This window comes from Janthinobacterium sp. LS2A, from assembly GCF_036543145.1.
Classification (GTDB): domain Bacteria; phylum Pseudomonadota; class Gammaproteobacteria; order Burkholderiales; family Burkholderiaceae_D; genus Janthinobacterium; species Janthinobacterium aestuarii.
Map to the genome: position 1 here is coordinate 341,878 of NZ_JAZHPB010000001.1, position 21,292 is coordinate 363,169.

Here is a 21,292-nt window from a genome sequence, read left to right on the forward strand (position 1 = left end):
CAGGTATGAATAAGTCTTTACGTAGTATGAAAAGCGGCGCCCAGGCAGGTTTTACCCTGATCGAACTGATCGTCGTCATCGTGATCCTCGGCATCCTGGCGGCGACGGCGATTCCTAAATTCATCGACATGTCGACCGATGCGCGCGTGGCCAAGATGAATGCGGCCGCTGGCGCCATCAAGGCTGGCTCGGCGTTGTACCATGCGCAGTGGCTGGTCAAGGGTTCCGTCGAGTCACCGAAAGTGCAGATGGACGGCAAGGATATTGAAGGTAATTTTGGCTACCCGACCACTGACAGCATCATTGTGGCGGCCGGCTTGACCGATCCTGATTACAAATTTTCCGGTGGTGTAGTGACGCCCGATGGCACACGTTCGGGCTGCTCGGTTACCTACGCTGCTCCGACTAAGGCAGGCGATGCGCCGATCATCACGGTCGCTGCAGCCGTCGATACCTGCAAGTAATAGTTGAAGACTCTGCAAGGAAAGTCAGGCCACGCCCGGCCTTCCTTGCGCACCACCAGCCCAACCCCAGGCGCCAGCCCGTTGGGCTTTTTTACGGGCCATCCATTGCAGCAGCCACCGACAGTTTGTCCGCATCGCCACGCAGTGCCGCCAGGCTCGCTGAGGCGTACGCCTGCGCGCGGCTTTACCTTGATCGAACTGGTGGCCGTGATGGTGATCGCCGGCCTGCTGGCGACCTTTGCCGTCAACCGGTTTTTCCAGCGCGACACTTTTGACGTGCGCAGTGCCAGCGATCAGGTGGCAAGTATCGTGCGCTATGGGCAAAAGCTTGCGGTAGCGCAAAACCGTCCCGTGTATGTCCGCATCAATGCCAAAAGCATGGCCCTGTGTTTCACGCAGGCCTGTGACAGCCCGGCCAGCCGCACCGTGCCACCCACTGGCACGAACAGCGGCAGCAAGGAAACCCTGCTCGCTTGCGGCGGGTGGAGCAACTGGCTGTGCGAAGGATGGCCGTCGTCCGTCACGCTGTCGGACGGCCCCGCCGGCTTTTACTTTGACCCGCTGGGGCGTCCGTATTACACGGTGTATGGCGATTTTCGCGAGATACTGGTGCTGGCCGTGGCGGGTGGCGGGCAGCAATACCAGATCAAGGTATCACCGGAGACCGGCTATGTGTACCGCTAGGCGCCATGCCGCCAGGCGCACCCAGGCCGGCGTGACCTTGATCGAACTGGTGCTTTTCATCGTCATTGTGGGCGTAGCGGTGGTGGGCATCCTCGGCGTGATGGACCTGACGACGCGCAACAGCGTCGACCCGCAGCTGCGCAAGCAGGCGCTGGCCATTGCGGAAGGCATGCTCGACGAAATCGAGGGCGCGCGGTTTACTTTTTGCGCAGTGAACGACCCGGCAGCCGAGACGGCCATCAGTGTGGCCGGCTGTGGTGTCGTGGAGGCGCCCGGGATACAGGGTGGTGCAACGCAGCGGCCTTATGACAACGTCAACGATTACGTGGCCAAGGATGGCAGCGCCATCACGTACACCACGGATGTGGCCGGCAATCCTTTTTCATCGCTTGCCAACCAATATGCGGCGACAGTCAGCATGAATTCCGTCGCGCTGAACGGCATCGCGGCACCGAATGTGCTGCATATCCAGGTCAGCGTCGCTTATGGCGACAAGCAGCAGGTCGTGCTCGACGGCTACCGCACGCGCTACGCGCCGAACAGCATCCCATGAATATCTATTTTTCCCGGCGCCGCGCGCGCGGCTTTACCCTGGTGGAGATGATCATCGTGATCGTCATCACCGGCATCATCGGCGGCATGGTGGCCATGTTCATACGCCTGCCCGTGCAAGGTTATGTTGATGCCAATGCCCGCGCCGACCTGGCCGACGTGGCCGATACGGCCGTGCGGCGCATCGCGCGCGACCTGCGTCTTGCGCTGCCCAATAGTGTGCGTGTCAGCACGAATGGCAAGTACCTGGAGCTGCTGCTGACGAAATCCGGCGGCCGCTACCTGTCTGAGGATGATCCGCCAGGCCTCGGGGCCGTACTGGCTTTCAATCCCGTCGGCCCTGGTGTCGATCCCAATCAATTCACTGTCGTCGGAAACGTGCCGGCGATCGCGCCCGGCGACTTTATTGCCGTCTACAATATGGGCGATAACCTGCCGGACGCCTACGGCTGTGCTGTCAACGGCGGCATTTGCAATCTGGCGCAGGTCGCGGCTGTCAGCGGCGCCGTGGTGACATTGCAGGGCAATCCCTTCCTCGCGCAGTCGCCGCAAAAATTTCCTTCGCCATCGCACCGTTTTCAGGTCGTGACGACGCCTGTCAGCTATGTTTGCGATCCGCAGACCGGTACCCTGACGCGCTATTCCGGCTATACCATCCAGGCAGCGCAGCCGCTCAATGCGGCGGCTGCGCCGCTGTCGACTGCTCCTGTGCGTGCCTTGCTGGCGCAAAAAATCCTGAAGAACACGCTTGGCAGGTCTGGCGTTCCCGCGACGGAAGCAACTCCGCCCGAAGGTTGCTTTACCTATGAAGTACTGAAAAATGTGCCGCGCGGCTTGCTCAGCATCGTGCTGAGCCTCGGCGCGGAAAACAGCAACACGGGAACGCTGCGCCTGGTGCAGCAGGTACAGGTCAGCAATACGCCATGACTACATTTTCCTTGCGCCGCATGCGCGGTTTCAGCCTGGTCACGGCGATTTTCCTGTTGGTGGTGCTGGCGGGTCTGGGCGCCGCGATGGTGAATATTTTTACCCTGCAGCAGGTTGAGTCTGCACTGGACGTGCAGGGCGTGCGCGCCGAGCAGGCCGCCCGGGCAGGTATCGAGTGGGGCGTGTACCGGCAGTTGGTCGATGGACAGTGTGATCCCGTCAAGTCGTTTGCCTTGCCTGCAGGCACCTCGCTGTCTATCTTTTCCGTCAACGTGCAGTGCAGTCGCGGCACCGGTCCCGGCACCTTGACCAGCTGGACCATCACGGCCACCGCTTGCAACCAGCCTGGGCCTGCCGGCTGCCCGAACGCGGGCAATAACCCCGATTACGTCCAGCGCCGCCTGCAAGCCGTGTTGTCGCAGTAAGGTCAACTGCGTGAAAAAAAGATCGCTAATTTATTGTTTTTACACAATAAAGTTGGCTTCATGAATTAAAATTGGCTGGATGCATTAACTGCGCGACAAGATCGGGCAGGCACTTACACTGGATAGTTCGCATGGGTTTATTCGCAAGAGCAAAGAAGTACGATGGCTGGCTGGCCACGGCGTTTGGCCGCGAGGGCGTCAGCGCTGTCGTTGTCGAACGTCCCGCCGGCGGGATGCCGCGCGTGCTGCGTGCCAGCTACCAGGCGGCCGCACGACCGGCGCCGGCCGAGGTGCTGGAAAAACTGGGCAAGGAGCTGCAGGCCCCCTCGCGCCATTGCACCAGCGTGCTGGCTGGCGGCGAATACCAGCTGCTGTCGCTGGAAGCGCCGGCCGTGCCGCGCGAGGAGTTGAAGACGGCCGTGGGCTGGCGCCTGAAGGATATGCTGGACTTTCCGCTGGCCGACGCCACTATCGACGTGTTCGACATTCCCGGCGATCCGAACGGCACCCAGCGGGGCAGCAGCGTGTTTGCCGTCGCCGCGCGCAACAGCGCCGTGTCGCGCCGCCAGGTGCAGTACGCCGAATGCAAGATCGGCCTGTCCGTGATCGATATCCCCGAAATGGCGCAGCGTAATATCGCCACCTTGCTGGAAACGCCGGGACGCGGCATCGCCGTGCTGTTCTTCGATGGCGACGGCGGCTTGCTGACCATGAGTTTCAATGGCGAGCTGTATCAGGCGCGCCGCATCGACGTGACCCTGGCACAATTGCAGTCGCCCGACGCCAGCCAGTACTACGACCGCGTTACCCTGGAACTGCAGCGCTCGTTCGACCACTTCGACCGCCAGTTCCATTTCATTTCGCTGGCCCGGTTGATGCTGATGACGGGCGCCAGCGATGGCTTGCACGCCTACCTGGCCGACAATCTCTACATGCCCGTCGAGCAGCTGGACCTGGCCACCGTGCTGGACTTGTCGCAGGCCGCCGAATTGCGCGATCCCGCCATGCAGGCGCGCTACTTCCTGGCCATCGGGGCTGCCTTGCGCGAGCTTGGCCCGCATCCGGGCAAGCACGAAGGGAAGGGCGCATGAGCCAGCAGATCAATCTGTTCAATCCCCAGTTTGAACTGAAACAACACCATATGTCGGCAAGCACGGCCGGCCTGGGCCTGTGCGCGCTGGCGCTCGTCTTGCTGGTCCTGGGCGTACTGGCCCGGCAGGCAATGGCCAGCCTGGAACAGCGCGAAGCGGGCGTCAAGGCGGCACTGGCGCAAGTCGAGGCGAAGCGCGACCAGATTTTGCGCGATTACCCGCCACGCAAGAAAGAGCTGGCCCTGGCGCAGGAACTGGCGGCCGTCGAGGCGCAGCGCCAGTTGCTGCAAGACGCGGCTAGCATGCTGGACAGCGGCAAGCTGGGCAATACCCTCGGCTATGCCGGCTATTTCCGCGCGCTGGCGCAGGCCAGGGTCGAAGGCGTATGGCTGACGGGCGTGGACATCGCCGGCGCCGGCAATGACTTTGGCTTGCAGGGCCGCGCCTTGCACGCGTCGCTGCTGCCCGCGTACATCACGCGCCTGGGCCAGCAGGAAATACTCAAAGGCAAGAGCTTTGCCAGCCTCGACATCAGCCAGCCCGAGCAGCCGGCCGTGGCCGAGGGCAAGGCGGCCAGCCTGCCTTACGTCGCGTTCAGCCTGCAGTCGGCGGAGCGTGCTGTCACGCCGCCCAAACCTGTTGCGGGAGGAACACGCTGATGCTGCCCTTGCTGAAGAAATGGGCCACCGCCTTCGACGCCCTCAGCCTGCGCGAGCGGCTGATGGTGTTTGGTGCCGGTGCGGCCGCCATCCTGTTCGTATTTTATTTCATGAGCCTCAATCCCTTGCTGGCGAAGCACGCAGCGCTGGAAGCGAGCATTGCGCAAAAGCAAAGTCTGTTGACCGCGACGAACAAGGAAATCGAGCTGACCATGCTCGCCCATGCCACCGATCCCGACAAGGAAGCGCGCGCGCGCCTGCTGGCCCTGCAGGCGGAAACGGCATCCCTGGCGCAGGCGCTGCGCGAGAAGCAGCATGGCCTGGTGGCGCCCGAGCGCATGGTTACCTTGCTTGAGCACCTGCTGCGCCGGCACGCGGGATTGCGCCTGGTGTCGCTGAAAACCTTGCCCGGCAGCGCAGTCGGCGCACATCAGGCTGAAACCGCAAACGGCGATGCGGCAGCCAAGGCGGATGCCGCCAAGGCGCCGGCCCTGGCGCCGTTGCTGCACCAGCATGGCGTGGAAGTGGTGCTGCAAGGCAGCTATGCGGACATGGTGCAATACATGCAGGCGCTGCAAGCGATGCCGACGCGCGTCTTCTGGGGCGCCGCCCACCTCGATGCGGCCAGCTACCCAAGCGCCACCCTGACCTTGACCTTACATACCCTCAGCATGGACGACACATGGATCGCACTCTGACCTTTGGTCCCGCGCTGCTGGCGCCTTTTCTTGCGTTGAGCCTGGCATGGCCGGGCGCGCAGGCGCAGGCGCTCGATGATCCGACGCGTCCGCCTGCGGCCCTGTGGGCACCCGCCAGCGCCGCGCCCGTCGTTGCGGCCCGGCCTCAGCTGCAATCGGTGCTCATTTCCACCCAGCCGGGCGGACGCCGCCTGGCCGTCATCGATGGCCAGACGGTCAAGGTTGGCAGCAAGGTGGGCGACGCCGTGGTGACGGAAATCCACGACACGGCTGTGCTGTTGCGGCGTGGCAAATCACTGGAAACCTTCAAGCTGTACCCGAGCAGCAAGACCGATAACAAGGCCGATCGCAAGACCGATAGCAAGACCGGCAGCAAGCAGGAGTAGAAGAAGTGGCCAAGCAACTCAATCAACACAAGGCGAGCATGTTCAAGATCAGTACGATGGCGGCTGTCATCAGCGTCAGCCTGGGCCTGGGCGGCTGCAATGTCGCGCCCGTCAAGCGCGACACCTACAATGCGATCTCCGATGCCGTCAAGGGCGCGGCGGCCACCACGGCGCCAGCGGCCCAGCCCGATGCCGTGGAAGCGGCGCTGCTGCCGCCCGTGGCGGCACTGGCCCAGCAATTGCCAAAGGCCCGCGCCGCGCTCGACGAGCGCTTCAACGTGGCGTTCAACAATGTGCCGGCGCGCCAGTTCTTCACTTCCATCGTGGCTGGCACACGCTACAACATGCTGGTCCATCCCGACATCGGCGGCACGATTTCCGCCAACCTGAAGGACGTGACCCTGTTCCAGGCGCTCGACGCCGTGCGCGAACTGTATGGCTACGATTACAAGGTCGAGGGCACGCAAATCTACATCAAGCCCCTGACCATGCAGACGCGTTTGTTCCACGTCAATTACCTGACGGGCGCGCGCCGCGGCAGTTCCAACCTGCGCGTCTCGTCGACGTCCGTGGGTTCGGTGGGCTCGACCAACTCGGGCGGCTCGGGCAGCAATAACAGCCAGGGCAATAACCAGGGCAACAACCAGAATAACGAGCAGAACCAGCAAACCAATGGCGGCCAGGGCGGCCGCACCCTGGACAGCAGCAACCTGACCACCTCGTCGACGGCCGATTTCTGGCCGGAATTGAGAGCGGCGCTGGAAGCCATCGTCGGCAGCAGCGAAGGCGGGCGGCAAGTGGTACTGAGCCCGCAGTCGGGCGTGATCGTCATCCGCGCCATGCCGGAAGAGTTGCGCAATGTCGACATGTACCTGAAGGCCACGCAATTGTCCGTCGACCGCCAGGTGATCCTGGAAGCGAAAATCCTCGAAGTTGAACTCAACGACAACACGCAAACGGGCATCAACTGGGCCTCGTTCGCCTCGATCAAGAGCGGCCACACGAACCGCATCTCGACCGGTTTCATCCAGCCGGGCGGCACCCTGGCGCCACTGCCGTTCAACGGCGGCCAGCCGCCCAACATGACCACCGGCAATGGCTTGACGGCCAGCAGCGGCTTTGGCCTCAGTTCGGCGGCAAACGCGGCCGGTTCCATGTTCGGCCTGGCTTTCCAGACGGCCAATTTCGCCGCCATGATTTCCTTCCTGGAATCGCAAGGCTCCGTGCACGTACTGTCGAGCCCGCGCATCGCCACCATGAACAACCAGAAAGCCGTGCTGAAAATCGGCACGGACGAGTTTTACGTGACGGGTGTGTCGACCACGACGAACACGACGGCCAGCGGCGCGACGACCAGCCCCAACGTGACCTTGCAGCCCTTCTTTTCCGGCGTGGTGCTGGACGTGACGCCGCAGATCGACGCGGATGGCAACATCATCCTGCACGTGCATCCGTCCGTGAGCCAGGTGTCGACCATCAGCAAGGAAATCGACCTGGGCAGCGCCGGTTCGCTGAAACTGCCGCTGGCCGCATCGAGCACGTCCGAGATGGACAGCATGGTGCGCAGCCAGGATGGCCGCATCGTCGCCATCGGCGGCCTGATGCGCCAGGCCACCACGGCGGACCGCTCGCAAGTGCCGGGCGCGGGCGACCTTCCCGTGCTGGGCGCGCTGTTCCGCAACACGGGGCAGGTGATCCAGAAGCGCGAGCTGGTGGTGCTGATCAAGCCGACCATCGTCGATGGCGCCAATAGCTGGAACGAGGACTTGCTCGATTCGGGCAAGCGCATCGAGGCGCTCGACCCACGCCGGCCGTCGGAGCGGCGCTAAATGTACCAGGCCCATTTCGGCTTGCGCGAGGCGCCGTTCGGCCTCACGCCCGATACCAGTTTCTTCTTCAACGGCCCGCAGTCGCAAAAGGCGCTCAATACCTTGCTGGTGGCGGCGCGCAATGGCGAGGGCTTCATCAAGATCACTGGCGAAGTGGGGACCGGGAAGACTTTTCTTTGCCGCAAGTTCATGCAATCGCTGGGGCCGGATTTCGTCACGGCCTACATCCCGAATCCGAACTTGCCGCCCCGTTCGCTGATCCTGGCGCTGGCCGACGACCTCGATGTATTGCTGGAGAAAGATGCTGATCAGCATCAGTTGCTCAAGTCCCTCAATCTGCGCCTGCTCAACCTGGCGGCGCAGGGCAAGCGGGTGCTGCTGTGCCTGGACGAAGCGCAGGCGATTCCCGTCGATAGCCTCGAAGCGCTGCGCCTGCTGACGAATCTGGAAACGGAAAAGCGCAAGCTGCTGCAAATCGTGCTGTTCGGCCAGCCGGAACTCGACGTCAAGCTGGCCCTGCCGGAAATCCGCCAGCTGGCACAGCGCATCACCTTTCACTACCACCTGGGTCCGCTGTCGCGCGACGACGTGGATTTCTATGTGGCGCACCGGCTGCGCGTGGCCGGTTTCGATGGCGCGCGCCTGTTCAGCCGTGGCGGCGTGCGCAAGCTGTACCAGGCTTCCGGCGGCATCCCGCGCCTGATCAACATCATGGCGCACAAGGCGCTGATGGTGGCGTATGGCGAAGGCCGGCAGCAGGTGAGCGGGCGCCACGTGGCGCTGGCCGCCAGCGATACCCTGGCCAGCAAGCCGCGCTTCTGGCAGAAGCCCTGGCCATGGCTGGCCGGCGCCGGCGTGCTGGCCGCCGCCTGCGGCGTGAGCTGGACTTTATTGAACCGATGACGAAGATGAGCCTGTAGATGAGCCTGATTAACAAGATGTTGCAAGACCTCGATGCGCGCGGCACCCCCGATGGACGCGGCGACGCGGCCGGCATCCGCTCCGTGCCCGAACGCGAGCGGGGCCTGCCGCGCGCGCTGGTCTTCGGCGGCGCTGCCGGCTTGACGGCCGCCGCCATCGCCCTGGGCTGGGTCTACCTGAAGCGCCCGGCCGTGCCGCCCGTGCTGATCAATGTGGCCAGTACGCCTGTTCTGGCTCCCGTACCAGTGCCGGTGCCTGTCGTTGCACCGGCTCCCGTGGTGGCGGCACCAGTTGCGCCCATCGCGGCGGTGGAACCCGAGCCCGTGTTCCAGGCCGAGGAAGTTGCCCCCGCGCCCGCCAAGGCGCGGCCCGCCGAATTGCGCCGCATCGCGGAAAAAGCGGCCAAGCCTGCCGCTGCGTCCGTGGTAAAAACGCCAGCACCGGCCGCCAGCGAGCGCATCATCGACGGCAAGCATGTCACTGCCCAGCAGCGCGTGGAGAATGAATACCGGCGCGCGCTGGCCCAGTTGCAGGATGGCCGCGTCTCCGACGCCATGCTGGCCTTACAGCAGACCCTGCAGCTGGACCCGCGCCACCAGGGCGCGCGCGAAACCCTGGTGCGTCTGCTGCTCGAAGCGCAGCGCCCCGACGAGGCGGCCCGCCAGTTGCAGCTGAGCCTGGCATTGGACCCGAAACAGCCGGCGCAAGCGATGATGCTGGCCCGTCTGCAGCTGGACAAGGCCAACGGCGGCGTGGCCGCACTCGATACCCTCACGCGCAGCTTGCCGTATGCGACCGACAACGGCGAATACCACGCCTTCCTGGCCGGCGTGCTGCAGCGCGAACAGCGCTACCGCGAAGCATCGGAACATTATCAGCAGGCCCTGCAGACGGCGCCCGACAACAGCGTCTGGTGGATGGGCCTGGGCATCGCCTTGCAAGCGGACAACCACCCAGCCCAGGCACGCCAGGCGTTCGAGCGGGCCAAGGGCTTGCAAACCCTGTCGCCGCAATTGCAGGCGTTTGTCGAACGCAAATTGGTGCAACTGACGGCGGCTGCGGCGAAGTAACTTTTACCTCAATGAAAGACACCAGCTTGAAACCTCGCAATCTGCTCATCGTCCTGTGCTGCCTGGCCAGCAGCGCCCTGGCCGCACCCGCCAGCCCGCCAGCCAACTACGTGCTGGAAAATACGGAAGTGCGCGACATCCGTGCACAAGCCCTGAAACGCGACTATCAGCTATATGTCGCCTTGCCCGATTCCTATCGGCAGGGAAATAAACGCTATCCGGTGCTGTTCGTCGTGGATGCCAATTACTCGTTCGCCATCGTGCGCAATATCGCGCAGCGTCTGAACAAGCATGCGGGGATGGAAGAAGTCGTGGTGGTCGGCCTGTCGTACGCCAACGGCGATGGCGGGGTGTACAGCCGCCGCCGCGACTACACGCCCACCACGCCGCGCAAGCACGATTACCGTTCGGACATGCCGGGGCGGCAGCCGGCGTTTGGCGAAGCGAAGGCGTATGGCCAGTTCATTTCGGGCGAGGTGTTTCCCTTTATCGCCAGTAACTATCGCGTCAACATGCAGCGCAAGGTCTTCATCGGCCACTCTTACGGTAGCCTGCTGGGCCTGCAATTTTTGCTGACGGAACCGCGCACCTTCGAGCACTACATCCTCGGCAGCCCGTCGCTCTGGTACGACGCCGGCGTCATGTTCGACCGCGAGCAGGCGTATGCCGCCAGCCACAAGGACTTGCCCGCGTCCGTATTCTTCGGCATCGGCGGCCTGGAAAAGCTGGCGGCGGGCAAGAAGCGTTCGCGTTTGGAGGAAGAGGCCGACATGCTGGCCGACTTGCGCGAGTTCGATGGCAAGCTGAAATCGCACAAGTACCCGGGCCTGAAGACGCGCTTGCGCGTGTTCGAGGATGAAGACCATGCGAGCGTGTTTCCCTTTATTCTGACGCATGGCTTGCGCGCGTATTTGAAGTCTTCAAACTGACGGTTCTGGTGCTGGCCGTTTGAATTCGTAGCCACCCAGGGGGCGAGGGTATAATTTTCTCAGTTGAAGTTCTTAAACCAAACGATAATATCCCCATGAAAACTTCTGATGCTGACAAAAAAACGACTGCGCCACTCGCCATATTGGCGATTTCCTTTCTATTGACAAGCGCTGTATTCGCCAATGCCCATGCTGAAGGTGATTCACCTGCGGACAAGTCAGGTGACTACGCTGCTCAAATTGACAGCTTGATCAAGGAAACCAGTCCGAGAAGTTTTAATGGGGTCATTCTCATTACGCAACATGGGAAAACCATATACTCAAAAGCCTATGGCTATGCGGATTTTGAAAATAAGGTACCGTTGAAACTGGACGATAACTTCAGGATCATGTCGAATAGCAAGCAGATTACGGCAGCGCTGATTTTGCGGGAAGTTGAAAAAGGCAGGATCGACTTGCATAGTCCCGTTAGAAAATACTTGCCTGATTTGCCGCAGGCGTGGGCCGACAAGGTGACCGTGCATCAGCTGCTCAACTTTTCGGCAGGAATCACCGAGATTGACGCACCGCTGAGCTTCAAGCCCGGAACGGACTTTTTATATGGCGTGACGACGTACGCCATGCTGGGGCATATTTTTGAAAAAACAAGCGGGAAAAAGTATATCGAAGCGGCAAATGACTTGTTCAAAGAGCTGGCAATGGACAATAGTTTTTGCTATGAGGAAGGCAAGAATAATAACGTCATCAATGGGTACGTCAATTCGAAAAATGTATTTGCATTGAAAGTGCATCCGGTTCAGGGGCAAGGCTGGGTTGACTTTATTCCCGCTGGAGGCATTGTTTCAAATGCAAGGGATTTGAATGCCTGGGATGAAAAACTTCATAAGGGAAAAATCTTAAAGCCGGAAACCTACAAACTGATGACAAAATATGACATATCCAGTCAGCATGTCGCTTTCGGTGCTGAAAAAAATGGCTATGGTTATGGTGTCTATGTCAGTGATAAGACGCCGATTAAATACATCGGCCACTCCGGAAAAGGCTTGGGCTTTGCATCAATCAAAATGTATTTCCCTGAAAAAGATGTCGACGTTGTTGTCCTGGAAAATCAGTTCAGCGAAGACAGCGCCCTTCATTACTATTTTGAAATAAAAATAAGAGAAATAGTGATGAATAGCAATCTTTTGAGATAGTAAAGATCACTTCGAATCATCAATTTTGCAGGCTGCCTGCGAAACTTGTCAGCAAGACATTCGCGTATTGCGATCCCATGCCAATAAGCGCTACAACCTGGCTTCATCCCCCCACACATGCCGCATGCTGAAGCGCACGCCCGCATCATCTTCATGCAGCGAGGAAACGATGGCGAACTGGCTGTCGCCCGTGTCGCGCGGCGTCATCTGCGATAGCTGGGCGGCGGCCAGCGGCGCGCCCAGCGGGTCGCTGAGCGGGTGGACCTGGCCGGCGCCCCGTTGCGTGACGACGCCCAGTTCGCCGCTGCGCAGGCGCACCAGAGTGCCAGGCGGATATTTGCCCAGCAGATTGACGAACTGTTCTCCCAGCAGCGGATCGATAGGTACGCCCTGGTCGAGGAAGATGTGCTGCAGCGCCTGGTCGGGCACGATGGAGCGCCGGTAGTTGCGCGCCGAGACGCGGGCGCAATAGCGGTCGGCCAGGCCGATCAGCTTGGCATTTTGCAGGATTTCATCGGCCGTGCGCCCCTGCGGGTAGCCGCTGCCATCGTCGTTTTCATGGTGCAAGAGCACACAGCTCAGCCATTCCTCGTCGTCGACACCGGCGCATCGCAACAGTTCCGTGCTTTCCTGCGGATGCTGGCGCACGATGCGCATTTCTTCGTCGTTCAGGGGGCCGCGCCGATCCTGGAAACTGTCGTGGTGGCGCAGCATGCCCACGTTCATCGTCAGCGCGGCCGCGCCGATCAACAGCAATTCGTCGTGGGACTTGTGCATGCTGCGTCCGACCAGCATGGCCAGCAGCGCCGTTTCGATGCAGTGGCGCACGGCGTAGCTGCCGGCGATCTGATTGAGCAGGATGCTGGCCAGGGCGATATCGGCATCGTGCTCGAGCGCGCGCAGCAGTTCGCGGGCGATGTCGCGTACGTCGCGCTCGGCATTGTTTTCGCTGCGCAAGGCTAGCAGCAAGCGTTCCAGGCGCTGCGCCGCTTCGTTGAGCAAGCGCAAGACGGATGGCTGGTCCGGTGCGCCCACGTACAGGCCCAGCTGCATTAGCCGCCCCAGCTGCGCGCCATCCGTGATGATCTGTCCCTTGCGCAATTGCGGGCCGGCGCTGTGGTCGGCCAGAAACAGATCCCAGGGCAGGGGTTCGCCGGGAACCAGGTCGGCCGGGCCGATGCGACGCTGTACCATGCTTGTCATCCTTTGCCCCGCCACAGCGAAGCCATGTTCAGTGCTCGGTTATATGCTGCGCAGGCGCTCGAGCGCAAGGCGCAAGGTTTCGTCTTTCTTGGCAAAGCAGAAGCGCACGATGCCCGACTCCTTGCCCTGCGCATAAAACGCGGACACGGGAATGGCGGCCACCTTGATTTCCGTCGTCAGCCATTCGGCGAACTGTGCTTCGCTCTCTTGCGAAATGGCATCGTAGCGCACGCACTGGAAATACGTGCCGTCGGCCGGCAGCAGGGTAAAGCGGCTGCCCGCCAGGCCATCGCGGAACAAGTCGCGTTTGCGCTGGTAAAACGCGGGCAAGTCCAGGTAGGGCTGCGGGGCGGCCATGTAGCCGGCCAGGCCGTGCTGCATCGGCGTGTTGACGGTAAAGACGTTGTACTGGTGCACCTTGCGAAACTCCGCCGTCAGTGCGGCCGGGGCGGCTACATAGCCGACCTTCCAGCCCGTCACGTGATACGTCTTGCCGAAGCTGGAGACGATGAAGCTGCGCGCCGCCAGTTCCGGGTTGCGCGCGAGCGACTCATGGCGCACGCCGTCGTACACCATGTGTTCGTAGACTTCGTCGGACAGTATCAAGATTTGCGTGCCGCGCACGATGTCGGCCAGCGCGGCCACATCGGCGGGGCGCAAGATCGTGCCAGTCGGGTTGTGCGGCGTATTGATGATGATCAGGCGCGTCTTGCTGCTTACGGCAGCGGCCAGCTTGTCCCACGGCACGCTGTAGCCGTGTTCACCCACCTCCATGGAGACGAGCACGGGCACGCCGCCGGCCAGCGCGATGGCGGGCAAATAGCTGTCGTAGGCCGGTTCGATGACGATGACTTCGTCTCCCGGATGCACGCAGCACAGGATGGCGGTGGTGAGCGCCTGCGTGGCACCGGCCGTGACGGTGATTTCCGTGCCCGCATCATAGCTATGGCCGTACAGGCTGGCGATCTTCGCGGCAATCGCTTCACGCAAGGGCGCGGCGCCCGTCATCATCGGATACTGGTTGTGGCCGGCGCGCATGGCGTCGCTGACGCGGTCGACCAGTTCAGGCGCGCAATCGAAGTCGGGAAAGCCCTGGCCCAGGTTGACGGCGCCATGCTGGGCCGCCAGGCTGGACATGCGGGTAAACACGGTGGTGCCGACAGCAGGCAAGCGGGTGGTCAGGGCGGGAGTCGTGTAGGGCAGGGACGGGCTGTTCATGAGCGGTAGGGGCGCGGTGCGGAAAGTGGAATCGTGTCCCATTCTAGCGCAGCGCGCCCCGTTGCGTGCGGGGCTTTAAAGGCTCAGCCTGGCAAGGCCCAGCCTTCCGGCACCATGATCTTGAACATGCCGGCCTTGGCCGTCTTGCGGGCCAGTTTCAGCAGCGCCTTGTCCTTGGTGATCAGGATGTCGGCGTTGGCGTCGCGCGCCAGTTCGAGGAATTTCTGGTCATCCTTGTCCGTGCAGACGGGCAGGCGCACGCCGGACACGGGCGGCGCTACGACCGTGATGTGGGCGTCGAAGCGGGCGGCGGCGACGGCACGGCTCGCTTCATCTAGGGGCAGATGCTTGTAGTGCAGCACGACCAGATATTCCGCGCGGCAATCTTCGCGCGTGATGGCATGTACGGCGCCGCTTTCCATGGCCGCCAGCAGCCCCGCCCAGCGCGGGTCGTTGAAGACGAACAGGTCGAGGCAAACGTTGGTGTCGAGGACGAGTTTTTGTGGAGCAGGTATCATGTCGGCAATTCTATTCTGTAGTGATAATTTATGTTGATCGTGCTTTCGCCCGCCAAGAGTCTCGACCTGGAGACGCCGCCAACAACCTCGTTGCACAGCACTCCCGATTTTCTCGACCATTCCGCCCAGCTCATAGCCCGCATGCGCCAGTTTTCGCCCGCCGAAGTGGGCAGCCTGATGGGCATTTCCGACGCCTTGTCGGCTCTGAACGTGGCCCGCTACGCGTCCTGGACACCCCAGCTTGATGACGCGCGCCAGGCCATCATGGCCTTCAATGGCGACGTGTATGCCGGTTTCGAGGCGCGCAGCCTGCAGCCGGCCCAGCTCGACTATGCCCAGTCGCGCGTGCGCATCCTGTCGGGCCTGTACGGCTTGCTGCGCCCGCTGGACCTGATCCACCCGCATCGCCTGGAAATGGGCACGCGGCTGTCGACCACGCGCGGCAAGGATTTGTATGCGTTCTGGGGCGACACTATCACCAACGGCCTGAACCGTACAGCCAGGGAGCAGGGTGCGCAAGTGCTGGTCAACCTGGCTTCCGAAGAATATTTCAAATCCGTCAAGCCGCGCCAGCTGGACGTGCCCGTCATCGCGCCCGTGTTCGAGGACTGGAAGAACGGCAAATACAAAATCATCTCGTTCTACGCCAAGCGCGCGCGCGGCATGCTGGCCCGCTATGCGGCCGTCAACCAGATCCGCGATCCCGAGCAGCTGAAGCAGTTCGACGTCGATGGTTATGCGTATGTGCCGGAGGCATCGAACGATACTAGCTGGGTGTTTCGGCGCAAGGTCGGAGAATAACCCTAAAGCAAATGCTGGGGTCGTACCCTCAGGTACGACCCCGGATTTTGCCGTTGGGATAAGAAAAAACCGGGCTAGCCCGGTTTTTTCTTATCTTACTGCCAGAATTTCCACCACTTGCGTTCCTTGTTCACCCCTTCCGGGCTGAGGAATGCCGTGTTCGGGTAGTTCTTGGTCAGCACGCGCAAGGCGTCGTCGCGCAGGTCGGTCAGGCCCAGCTTGTCATACGAGCGGTACATGATGAACAGCGCTTCTTCGATGGCCGGCGAGGCACGGAAGTCGCTGACCGTCGTTTGCGCGCGGTTGGCGGCGGCCAGGTAGGCGCCGCGGCGGTAGTAATAGCGCGCCACGTGCACTTCGTATTTCGCCATGGCATCGATCAAATAGTTCATGCGGGCCAGCGAATCGGGCGCATATTTACTATTCGGGAACTTGTCGACCAGTTGCTTGAAGGCGGCAAACGCTTCGCGCGTGGCTTTCGGATCGCGCTCGGTCGGGTCTTGCTCGTACAGGAAGTTCAGGAAGCTGATCTGGTCATTAAAGCTGATCAGGCCACGCAAGTAGTACATATAGTCCACATTGGCGTGGTTCGGATGCAACTTGATGAAGCGTTCGACGGCAGCCAGTGCCTGCGCCTGGTCTCCCGACTTATAATACGCGTAAGCGATCTCCATCTGCGCTTGCAGAGCATAGTTGCCGAAAGGATAGTTAGCCTCCAGCTTCTGGAACAGGCCGATTGCAGCTTCATAGTGCTGCCCGGCCATTTCTTCACGCGCCTCCGAGTATAATTTCGTAACGGACCAGTTTTTGGTCTCATCCACTTTTTCAGGCAACAAGCTGCAAGCGGACATGCCGAGCAGAACGACTGAAGCGACTACCAACGATAATTTTTTTTGCATGACGTTTTGCAAGAAGGTTTTAACCAAGATTTTACAATAGGCTGATTATAGCCGATGGGAATGCTGTGATATTAACTCCGAAGCCTAATTTGGCTGACCCCGCGTTTGACTCCCTTTCTGACCATGCTGCCGAAGAGGTGTTTGACGGCGATTTTGCCGCCGACGACGTCTTCGAGGAAATGGCCCCGATTACATTGGAACTGACGCCGGACGCCTGCGGCCACCGCCTCGATAAAGTCATCTCCAAGCTGGTGCCGCAATATTCGCGCAGCCGCTTGCAATTGTGGCTGGAAGCCGGTTTCGTGACCGTCGATGGAAAAGTTGCCAAACGCAACATGACCGCCTATGGCGACGAAAAGATCGTCATTCTGCCGCAAAGCGCGCCGGAAGACGAGGCTTTTAAGCCGGAAGCGATGGAATTGAACATCGTGCACGAAGATGAGCATATCATCGTCATCAACAAACCGGCCGGACTGGTCGTGCATCCGGGCCCCGGCAACTGGTCGGGCACCTTGCTCAACGGCTTGCTGCACCACTGTCCGCAGCTGGCTGGCGTGCCGCGCGCGGGCATCGTGCACCGTCTGGACAAGGATACGAGCGGCCTGATGGTCGTCGGCAAGACACTCGCTTCGCAAACGGACCTCGTGCGCCAGTTGCAGGCGCGCACCGTCAAGCGCGAATATTTCGCGCTCGTGTGGGGTACGCCGAAAATGGCGGGCACCATCGATGCATCGATCGCGCGCCACCCGCGCGACCGGGTCAAGATGGCCGTCTCGGAGAATTTCACCGCCAAGCCCGCCATCACGCATTATGAATTGATCGGCAGCGGCGAACTCGACCGCCGTCCCGTGAGCCTGATGCAATGCCGCCTGGAAACAGGCCGCACGCACCAGATCCGCGTGCACATGCAGCATCTGGGGTTCGCGCTGGTCGGCGACTACGTGTACGGCAAGCAGCACCTGGTGTCCGTCTTCTCGCGCCAGGCATTGCAGGCGCGCCGCCTGGGCCTCGTGCATCCAGGTACCCTGGAAGCGTGCGAGTGGATCGTGCCGCTGGCCGATGATTTCGCCGAGCTGATCGCTACCGCCGGTATTCCCGAGCCGGAACAGGTCTGATGACGTCGCCGTTGCCTTGCCTTATACCCGATTGGCCCGGCTTGCCCGCGAACGTGGGCGCGCTGGCGACCGTGCGCGCGGGCGGTGTCAGCCAGGGGCCGTATGGTGACGGGCAGGGCGGCGGTGGCTTGAACCTGGGCACGCACGTGGGCGACGATCCCGCGCACGTGGCGGCCAACCGCGCGCGGCTGGCAGCCATATTGCCTGCCGAGCCGGCCTGGCTGTCGCAGGTGCATGGCGTGGCCGTGGCCGATGCTGGCAAGCTGGACGGCCACGTGCCGGACGTCGACGCCAGTATCGCCGCCTTGCCTGGCGCCGTGTGCGTGGTGATGACGGCCGATTGCCTGCCAGTACTGTTCTGTTCGATCGATGGCCTCGTCGTCGGCGCGGCCCACGCGGGCTGGCGCGGCCTGGCCAACGGCGTCTTGCAGCGTACGGTAGACAGCATGCGGGTGCAGGGCGCGACGGACATCCTCGCCTGGCTGGGGCCGGCCATTGGTCCGCAGCAATTCGAAGTGGGTCAGGACGTGCTGCAAGCGTTCCGCGATGGCGCGCGTGATGATGTTGAACGGCAAGTACTGAGCGCCGCCTTCGTCGCTATCGCTGGCAAGCCGGGCAAATACCTGGCCGACATCTATGCACTGGCGCGTACCATGCTGCTGCGCGATGGCGTGGCGCAAGTGGCGGGAGGGGAATATTGCACCGTCAGCGATGCGGCGCAGTTTTACTCGTACCGGCGCGATGGCGTCACGGGAAGACAGGCCAGCTTGATCTGGCGCAAATAATCTGCACGGCAGACACTTATGTGTCTGCCGTTTTTGTTTTATCGTCTGCTGAGGCTTGGGCGCGCGCTTTCTGTTCCGCGATGCGCACGGCCTTGCGTTTGCGTCGCCGCGAGCCCGTCAGATAGAATAGGATGGACAGCGGGATGACGCAGTACAGCAAGAAGGTCATTACCCCGGCGACGATGGACGGTTCCGTCAGCGCCATGAGGCCAACGACATAGATCCAGGCAACAGCGGTCATGAGCATCATTGGTATTGCCAGTCAGTAAAAGTTTGCATGCAGGTGGCCCGGAAGTAATTATTTATTAATTCTTGAATGGACTTACATATACCTATGAATATGCCCGATCCTCAAATGATGACCAAAGAATGGATGGCGCAGATCAGCAATCCTGAGCAGTGGAAGACGTGGTTCAACATGGTACCGCAGCCCCAGGGCAATCCGATTGCCGGCATTTTGCAGGATGCGGGCGCCAGCATCAAGCCGGAAGCGATCGAGCAACTGAAAAACGCCTACGTAGCCAAGCTGACGGGCTTGTGGGCCGACTTTATGGCCGGCAAGGCGCCGGAACTGAAAGACCGCCGCTTCGCCGCACCCGCGTGGCACGCCAGCCCTTTGTCGGCCTTCAATGCGGCCGCCTACCTGCTCAATGCGGAGTTTCTCAGCGCCATGGCCGATGCCGTGGAGGCGACGCCGCACCAGAAGCAAAAGATTGCGTTTGCCGTGCAGCAAATCGTCGATGCCATGTCGCCGGCCAACTTTCTTGCCACCAATCCCGACGCCCAGCAAACCCTGATCGAGACCAAGGGCGAAAGCCTGACCAAGGGCTTGAGCAATATGCTGGCCGACATGCAGAAGGGCCGCATTTCGCAGTCCGACGAATCGGCCTTCGAAGTTGGCCGCAACGTGGCTACCACGCCGGGCACGGTGGTGTTTGAAAACGCCTTGTTCCAGCTGATCCAGTACACGCCGACGACGGCCACGGTACACCAGCGGCCGCTGTTGATGGTGCCGCCGTGCATCAATAAATTCTATATCCTTGACTTGCAGCCAGAAAACTCGCTCGTGCGCTATGCGGTGGAGCAGGGCAATACCGTGTTTCTCATGTCCTGGCGCAATCCCGACATGAGCATGCAGCACCTGACATGGGACGATTACGTCGAGCAAGGCGTGATCGAAGCGATCAAGGTGACGCAGGAAATCTCCGGCCAGGACAAGCTCAATATGTTCGGCTTTTGCGTGGGCGGCACCATCGTCTCGACGGCGCTGGCCGTGCTCAAGGCGCGCGGCGAGAATCCGGCCGCCAGCCTGACTCTGCTGACCACTTTCCTCGATTTCTGCGATACGGGCGCGCTCGACGTCTTTATTGACGAGCCACAAGTGGCGCTGCGCGAGCAGTCTCTGGCCAAGGGCGGCCTGATGACGGGCCGCGACCTGGGCAGCACTTTCTCGAGCCTGCGGCCGAACGACCTCGTGTGGAACTACGTGCAGTCGAATTACCTGAAGGGCAAGGAGCCGCCCGCGTTCGACCTGCTGTACTGGAACGGTGACGGCACGGGCTTGCCGGGCCCCATGTTCTGCTGGTATCTGCGCAACACTTACCTGGAAAACAGCCTGAAAGTGCCGGGCAAGCTGACGGTGGCGGGGGAAAAGGTCGACCTGAGCAGCATCGACGCGCCCGCTTTCATCTACGGTTCGCGCGAAGACCATATCGTGCCCTGGGGCGCGGCCTACGCCAGCACGGCCTTGCTGAATCCGAAAAAACCGAAAGCCAACCGCTTTATCCTCGGCGCTTCGGGCCATATCGCCGGCGTGATCAATCCTGCCTCGAAGAAAAAGCGCAGCTACTGGAGCAATGACAAGCCACGCACGGCGAAAGCCAAGCCCTTGACCGCCGAGCAATGGATGGAAGGCGCGACCGAACACGTGGGCAGCTGGTGGCCCGAATGGGCGGCCTTCCTTGCCGAACACGGCGGCACCCAGGTGAAGGCACCAGGCAAGCCAGGCAACAAGCGCCACGCGGCTATCGAGGCGGCGCCGGGCCGGTATGTTAAAGTCAGAGCGGATTAATTCACAAAGCGTTTTTGCTGGCAAGACCGGCGTAATCTCCGGTCTTGTCAGGAATCTACTTTTAGTTGCGTTGCAATAAATGCGGGAATCTACTACCCTGATGTGCAATGGAGTTGTTTTCCACTCTATAATGCAAAAAGTAGGCAGGTGCGAAAGCGGACCCTGGTTCGCTTTTTTTTCGAATCAACTCAGTATGCGCTGCGGCGCAATAAGTGGAACTTGTGATGAGTAGTGCAAAAAAAAGTATAGACCGCCTGATTAAAAAATATCCCAACCGCCGTCTGTATGACACGCAAACCAGTTCCTACATCACCTTGACGGACGTCAAGCAGCTGGTGTTGGACAATGAGGTGTTTACCGTCGTCGATGCCAAATCCAATGAAGATTTGACGCGCAGCATCTTGCTGCAAATCATTCTGGAAGAGGAAGCGAACGGCGCACCGATGTTCTCGAGCAGCGTGTTGTCGCAGATCATCCGCTACTATGGCCACGCCATGCAGGGCATGATGGGATCCTACCTGGAAAAGAACGTGCAAGCGTTCACCGATATCCAGCACAAATTCACGGGCACCTCGGCCGGCAGCTTCGAAGGCAAGCCATTCAGCCCTGAAATGTGGACCCAGTTCATGAATGTCCAGGGCCCGATGATGCAAGGCATGATGAACAACTACATCGACCAGAGCAAGAGCCTGTTCGTGCAGATGCAGGAGCAGATGCAGAGCCAGAGCAAGAATCTGTTCGGCACGTTCCCGTTTGTTCCGCCTGTCCCGCCAACGGACAAGAAATAGTCTATGCCACACGCTCACCGGGCGATTTGATCGCCCGTGAGTTGTATCGGCGTCATCAAAACAGCA

General features: G+C 61.1%; 24 protein-coding genes. 19 read left to right on the forward strand and 5 right to left on the reverse strand.

Annotated features, from left to right (window positions below; translation table 11 throughout):
* Positions 1-5: 5 nt before the first annotated feature.
* The 14 genes from V3C40_RS01600 to V3C40_RS01665 all read left to right on the forward strand — a co-directional run bounded on the left by V3C40_RS01600 (position 6) and on the right by V3C40_RS01665 (position 11,828).
* Positions 6-464, forward strand: coding sequence for a type II secretion system protein (locus V3C40_RS01600; protein ID WP_331776303.1), 459 nt, complete (start codon positions 6-8; stop codon positions 462-464).
* 144 nt (positions 465-608) lie between these two features.
* Positions 609-1,148 (forward strand): pilus assembly FimT family protein, encoded by a 540-nt coding sequence (locus V3C40_RS01605; RefSeq protein ID WP_319991318.1) that lies wholly within the window; start codon positions 609-611, stop codon positions 1,146-1,148.
* Positions 1,135-1,701, forward strand: a complete 567-nt coding sequence (locus V3C40_RS01610; protein ID WP_319991319.1) for a type IV pilus modification PilV family protein — start codon at positions 1,135-1,137, stop codon at positions 1,699-1,701. The genes V3C40_RS01605 and V3C40_RS01610 overlap by 14 nt, the downstream gene beginning before the upstream one ends.
* Complete coding sequence (locus tag V3C40_RS01615; RefSeq protein ID WP_319991320.1) at positions 1,698-2,627, forward strand: prepilin-type N-terminal cleavage/methylation domain-containing protein; 930 nt, start codon at positions 1,698-1,700, stop codon at positions 2,625-2,627. The genes V3C40_RS01610 and V3C40_RS01615 overlap by 4 nt, the downstream gene beginning before the upstream one ends.
* Complete coding sequence (locus V3C40_RS01620; protein ID WP_319991321.1) at positions 2,624-3,052, forward strand: agglutinin biogenesis protein MshP; 429 nt, start codon at positions 2,624-2,626, stop codon at positions 3,050-3,052. The genes V3C40_RS01615 and V3C40_RS01620 overlap by 4 nt, the downstream gene beginning before the upstream one ends.
* Positions 3,053-3,183: 131 nt before the next feature.
* Positions 3,184-4,143, forward strand: a complete 960-nt coding sequence (locus V3C40_RS01625; RefSeq protein WP_072453282.1) for an agglutinin biogenesis protein MshI — start codon at positions 3,184-3,186, stop codon at positions 4,141-4,143.
* Entirely contained in the window at positions 4,140-4,802 is a 663-nt protein-coding gene (locus tag V3C40_RS01630) for an MSHA biogenesis protein MshI (RefSeq protein WP_331776304.1), read from the forward strand. Before V3C40_RS01625 ends, V3C40_RS01630 begins: the two co-directional genes overlap by 4 nt.
* Positions 4,802-5,500, forward strand: a complete 699-nt coding sequence (gene gspM / locus V3C40_RS01635; RefSeq protein ID WP_331776305.1) for a type II secretion system protein GspM — start codon at positions 4,802-4,804, stop codon at positions 5,498-5,500. The genes V3C40_RS01630 and gspM overlap by 1 nt, the downstream gene beginning before the upstream one ends.
* Positions 5,485-5,886, forward strand: a complete 402-nt coding sequence (locus V3C40_RS01640) for a hypothetical protein (protein WP_051991629.1) — start codon at positions 5,485-5,487, stop codon at positions 5,884-5,886. The genes gspM and V3C40_RS01640 overlap by 16 nt, the downstream gene beginning before the upstream one ends.
* Before the next feature lie 38 nt (positions 5,887-5,924).
* Positions 5,925-7,715 carry a pilus (MSHA type) biogenesis protein MshL gene (gene mshL, locus V3C40_RS01645; RefSeq protein ID WP_331776306.1) on the forward strand — a complete coding sequence of 597 codons (1,791 nt, stop codon included), beginning with the start codon at positions 5,925-5,927 and terminating at the stop codon, positions 7,713-7,715.
* Positions 7,716-8,618: an ExeA family protein gene (locus V3C40_RS01650; RefSeq protein ID WP_034755331.1), complete on the forward strand. Its 903-nt coding sequence runs from the start codon at positions 7,716-7,718 to the stop codon at positions 8,616-8,618.
* A gap of 17 nt (positions 8,619-8,635) precedes the next feature.
* Positions 8,636-9,706, forward strand: a complete 1,071-nt coding sequence (locus tag V3C40_RS01655) for a tetratricopeptide repeat protein (RefSeq protein WP_331776307.1) — start codon at positions 8,636-8,638, stop codon at positions 9,704-9,706.
* Positions 9,707-9,732: 26 nt separating this feature from the next.
* Positions 9,733-10,635 carry an alpha/beta hydrolase gene (locus V3C40_RS01660; protein ID WP_331776308.1) on the forward strand — a complete coding sequence of 301 codons (903 nt, stop codon included), beginning with the start codon at positions 9,733-9,735 and terminating at the stop codon, positions 10,633-10,635.
* Positions 10,636-10,730: 95 nt separating this feature from the next.
* Positions 10,731-11,828, forward strand: coding sequence for a serine hydrolase domain-containing protein (locus V3C40_RS01665; RefSeq protein ID WP_331776309.1), 1,098 nt, complete (start codon positions 10,731-10,733; stop codon positions 11,826-11,828).
* 90 nt (positions 11,829-11,918) lie between these two features.
* Here the strand turns inward: V3C40_RS01665 and V3C40_RS01670 are convergent, their stop codons facing one another.
* The 3 genes from V3C40_RS01670 to V3C40_RS01680 all read right to left on the reverse strand — a co-directional run bounded on the left by V3C40_RS01670 (position 11,919) and on the right by V3C40_RS01680 (position 14,767).
* Positions 11,919-13,022 carry an HD-GYP domain-containing protein gene (locus V3C40_RS01670; RefSeq protein WP_034755334.1) on the reverse strand — a complete coding sequence of 368 codons (1,104 nt, stop codon included), beginning with the start codon at positions 13,020-13,022 and terminating at the stop codon, positions 11,919-11,921.
* A 48-nt stretch (positions 13,023-13,070) separates the two neighbouring features.
* The gene (locus V3C40_RS01675) at positions 13,071-14,249 is read right to left on the reverse strand and encodes a pyridoxal phosphate-dependent aminotransferase (RefSeq protein WP_331776310.1); all 1,179 of its coding nucleotides are present in this window, start codon (positions 14,247-14,249) and stop codon (positions 13,071-13,073) included.
* An 83-nt stretch (positions 14,250-14,332) separates the two neighbouring features.
* Positions 14,333-14,767: a putative toxin-antitoxin system toxin component, PIN family gene (locus tag V3C40_RS01680; RefSeq protein ID WP_034755336.1), complete on the reverse strand. Its 435-nt coding sequence runs from the start codon at positions 14,765-14,767 to the stop codon at positions 14,333-14,335.
* Positions 14,768-14,797: 30 nt separating this feature from the next.
* On the opposite strand from V3C40_RS01680, the gene yaaA reads away from it, so the two are divergent.
* Complete coding sequence (gene yaaA / locus V3C40_RS01685; RefSeq protein ID WP_331776311.1) at positions 14,798-15,568, forward strand: peroxide stress protein YaaA; 771 nt, start codon at positions 14,798-14,800, stop codon at positions 15,566-15,568.
* Between the two features lie 95 nt (positions 15,569-15,663).
* On the opposite strand, the gene V3C40_RS01690 is transcribed toward yaaA, so the two are convergent.
* Positions 15,664-16,467 carry an outer membrane protein assembly factor BamD gene (locus V3C40_RS01690; RefSeq protein ID WP_034755339.1) on the reverse strand — a complete coding sequence of 268 codons (804 nt, stop codon included), beginning with the start codon at positions 16,465-16,467 and terminating at the stop codon, positions 15,664-15,666.
* A gap of 89 nt (positions 16,468-16,556) precedes the next feature.
* On the opposite strand from V3C40_RS01690, the gene V3C40_RS01695 reads away from it, so the two are divergent.
* Together V3C40_RS01695 and pgeF are read left to right on the forward strand one after the other, a co-directional pair.
* The gene (locus V3C40_RS01695; RefSeq protein WP_442907207.1) at positions 16,557-17,582 is read left to right on the forward strand and encodes an RluA family pseudouridine synthase; all 1,026 of its coding nucleotides are present in this window, start codon (positions 16,557-16,559) and stop codon (positions 17,580-17,582) included.
* Positions 17,582-18,367, forward strand: a complete 786-nt coding sequence (gene pgeF, locus V3C40_RS01700) for a peptidoglycan editing factor PgeF (protein ID WP_331776312.1) — start codon at positions 17,582-17,584, stop codon at positions 18,365-18,367. The genes V3C40_RS01695 and pgeF overlap by 1 nt, the downstream gene beginning before the upstream one ends.
* A gap of 16 nt (positions 18,368-18,383) precedes the next feature.
* Here pgeF and V3C40_RS01705 read toward each other — a convergent pair whose 3' ends face one another.
* Positions 18,384-18,617: a hypothetical protein gene (locus V3C40_RS01705; protein WP_254671768.1), complete on the reverse strand. Its 234-nt coding sequence runs from the start codon at positions 18,615-18,617 to the stop codon at positions 18,384-18,386.
* A gap of 105 nt (positions 18,618-18,722) precedes the next feature.
* Here V3C40_RS01705 and phaC point away from each other — a divergent pair, with 105 nt between their 5' ends.
* Together phaC and phaR are read left to right on the forward strand one after the other, a co-directional pair.
* Positions 18,723-20,438 carry a class I poly(R)-hydroxyalkanoic acid synthase gene (gene phaC / locus V3C40_RS01710; protein WP_331776313.1) on the forward strand — a complete coding sequence of 572 codons (1,716 nt, stop codon included), beginning with the start codon at positions 18,723-18,725 and terminating at the stop codon, positions 20,436-20,438.
* Between the two features lie 224 nt (positions 20,439-20,662).
* Positions 20,663-21,226: a polyhydroxyalkanoate synthesis repressor PhaR gene (gene phaR / locus V3C40_RS01715; RefSeq protein WP_010399000.1), complete on the forward strand. Its 564-nt coding sequence runs from the start codon at positions 20,663-20,665 to the stop codon at positions 21,224-21,226.
* The last annotated feature ends 66 nt before the right edge of the window (positions 21,227-21,292 follow it).

What these genes read in the sequence shown, in the direction of transcription:
- V3C40_RS01680 (WP_034755336.1), bottom strand. Translation starts at nt 14,767, where the DNA reads ATGATACCTGCTCCACAAAAACTCGTCCTCGACACCAACGTTTGCCTC.
- V3C40_RS01615 (WP_319991320.1), top strand. Translation starts at nt 1,698, where the DNA reads ATGAATATCTATTTTTCCCGGCGCCGCGCGCGCGGCTTTACCCTGGTG.
- V3C40_RS01675 (WP_331776310.1), bottom strand. Translation starts at nt 14,249, where the DNA reads ATGAACAGCCCGTCCCTGCCCTACACGACTCCCGCCCTGACCACCCGC.
- gspM (WP_331776305.1), top strand. Translation starts at nt 4,802, where the DNA reads ATGCTGCCCTTGCTGAAGAAATGGGCCACCGCCTTCGACGCCCTCAGC.
- V3C40_RS01650 (WP_034755331.1), top strand. Translation starts at nt 7,716, where the DNA reads ATGTACCAGGCCCATTTCGGCTTGCGCGAGGCGCCGTTCGGCCTCACG.
- yaaA (WP_331776311.1), top strand. Translation starts at nt 14,798, where the DNA reads ATGTTGATCGTGCTTTCGCCCGCCAAGAGTCTCGACCTGGAGACGCCG.
- V3C40_RS01655 (WP_331776307.1), top strand. Translation starts at nt 8,636, where the DNA reads ATGAGCCTGATTAACAAGATGTTGCAAGACCTCGATGCGCGCGGCACC.
- V3C40_RS01620 (WP_319991321.1), top strand. Translation starts at nt 2,624, where the DNA reads ATGACTACATTTTCCTTGCGCCGCATGCGCGGTTTCAGCCTGGTCACG.
- V3C40_RS01610 (WP_319991319.1), top strand. Translation starts at nt 1,135, where the DNA reads ATGTGTACCGCTAGGCGCCATGCCGCCAGGCGCACCCAGGCCGGCGTG.
- V3C40_RS01690 (WP_034755339.1), bottom strand. Translation starts at nt 16,467, where the DNA reads ATGCAAAAAAAATTATCGTTGGTAGTCGCTTCAGTCGTTCTGCTCGGC.
- V3C40_RS01630 (WP_331776304.1), top strand. Translation starts at nt 4,140, where the DNA reads ATGAGCCAGCAGATCAATCTGTTCAATCCCCAGTTTGAACTGAAACAA.
- V3C40_RS01670 (WP_034755334.1), bottom strand. Translation starts at nt 13,022, where the DNA reads ATGGTACAGCGTCGCATCGGCCCGGCCGACCTGGTTCCCGGCGAACCC.
- V3C40_RS01600 (WP_331776303.1), top strand. Translation starts at nt 6, where the DNA reads ATGAATAAGTCTTTACGTAGTATGAAAAGCGGCGCCCAGGCAGGTTTT.
- phaR (WP_010399000.1), top strand. Translation starts at nt 20,663, where the DNA reads ATGAGTAGTGCAAAAAAAAGTATAGACCGCCTGATTAAAAAATATCCC.
- V3C40_RS01625 (WP_072453282.1), top strand. Translation starts at nt 3,184, where the DNA reads ATGGGTTTATTCGCAAGAGCAAAGAAGTACGATGGCTGGCTGGCCACG.
- V3C40_RS01665 (WP_331776309.1), top strand. Translation starts at nt 10,731, where the DNA reads ATGAAAACTTCTGATGCTGACAAAAAAACGACTGCGCCACTCGCCATA.
- pgeF (WP_331776312.1), top strand. Translation starts at nt 17,582, where the DNA reads ATGACGTCGCCGTTGCCTTGCCTTATACCCGATTGGCCCGGCTTGCCC.
- V3C40_RS01640 (WP_051991629.1), top strand. Translation starts at nt 5,485, where the DNA reads ATGGATCGCACTCTGACCTTTGGTCCCGCGCTGCTGGCGCCTTTTCTT.
- phaC (WP_331776313.1), top strand. Translation starts at nt 18,723, where the DNA reads ATGATGACCAAAGAATGGATGGCGCAGATCAGCAATCCTGAGCAGTGG.
- V3C40_RS01705 (WP_254671768.1), bottom strand. Translation starts at nt 18,617, where the DNA reads ATGATGCTCATGACCGCTGTTGCCTGGATCTATGTCGTTGGCCTCATG.
- mshL (WP_331776306.1), top strand. Translation starts at nt 5,925, where the DNA reads ATGTTCAAGATCAGTACGATGGCGGCTGTCATCAGCGTCAGCCTGGGC.